The following is a 968-nucleotide window of genomic DNA, read 5'->3' on the forward strand; positions in this document are numbered from 1 at the left end:
GTATTTGGCAAGAGAAAAATGTATAAAACGGCAACCTTTTTTGTAGCCACTTACCAACGTTCCATTTTACTCTTTGTTAAACATAGATTCTCTTAATCTGTGACTCTCTCCTTTGAACAGCACCAGGTGAGAATGATGGATCAAGCGATCTACCACTGCTTCCGTTAAGATTGGGTCTCCAAAGACGTGATTCCACTGGCCAAACTGTAGATTGGTTGTGATGATCAGACTACGTTTTTCATAGCACAAGGTAATCACTTGAAAAAGCAGTTCAGCCCCTTGCTTGTGTAAAGGAATGTATCCTAATTCATCTAAGATAAGCAAATCTAGTTTCTCAATCTGCTTAAACAGTTTATTCATGGTTCCTTTTTCATGGGCATCTAAGAGATGATTCACGAGGGAAGCCACGGTATAAAACTTTACACGCTTTCCTTGATTCTGAATGGCGTTCAACCCAATAAGTGTTGATAAGTAAGTCTTTCCAGCTCCAACACCTCCATAGAAAATCATATTCTCCTTGGTATCGATAAACGCTCCCTGTAAAAGGGTCTCCTTATCTAATCCTTGACCTAATTCAATCTCTTTCCAGTCAAAAGGTTTGCCATATAACTCTGGCAAGGTTGCCGCCTTCAATAGTAGGTTGATCTTTCGATCCTCCCGCTGTTCAATTTCTTTCTCAAAAAGCTTAAGTAAAAACTCCTCTTGAGTTGCGGCTTCTATTTCATGATAGTGCTCGCGAACCCAACTTAACTTCAGTTTCTTCGCATACTCTTGAATAACTTCATTCATTCTAGGTGCCCCCTCTCTAGTGAAAAGAAGGCATCATATTGATTCATGCCTCTAGATGCCAAAGGCATTTTTGGAACTGGTTGTTTCATATTCAACGTTTCCCTATACCCTCGTCCGTGAATGACTTGGTGATAGACTTGTTGAATCGTTTCTGACGAAGGATGACCAAGCTCCGATGC

The 968-nt window shown here is 40.5% G+C and carries 1 protein-coding gene and 1 pseudogene; both read right to left on the minus strand.

Going from position 1 to position 968, the window contains the following annotated elements:
• Positions 1-66: 66 nt before the first annotated feature.
• The gene (gene istB, locus ACHABW_RS25900; RefSeq protein ID WP_435759917.1) at positions 67-789 is read right to left on the minus strand and encodes an IS21-like element helper ATPase IstB; all 723 of its coding nucleotides are present in this window, start codon (positions 787-789) and stop codon (positions 67-69) included.
• Positions 786-968: pseudogene (locus ACHABW_RS25905) on the minus strand (IS21 family transposase); the annotation flags it as partial. The gene istB and the pseudogene ACHABW_RS25905, both read right to left, overlap by 4 nt.

The organism is Salipaludibacillus sp. CF4.18, from assembly GCF_051262595.1.
GTDB classification, from domain to species: Bacteria; Bacillota; Bacilli; order Bacillales; family Salisediminibacteriaceae; genus Salipaludibacillus; species Salipaludibacillus neizhouensis.

What these genes read in the sequence shown, in the direction of transcription:
- istB (WP_435759917.1), bottom strand. Translation starts at nt 789, where the DNA reads ATGAATGAAGTTATTCAAGAGTATGCGAAGAAACTGAAGTTAAGTTGG.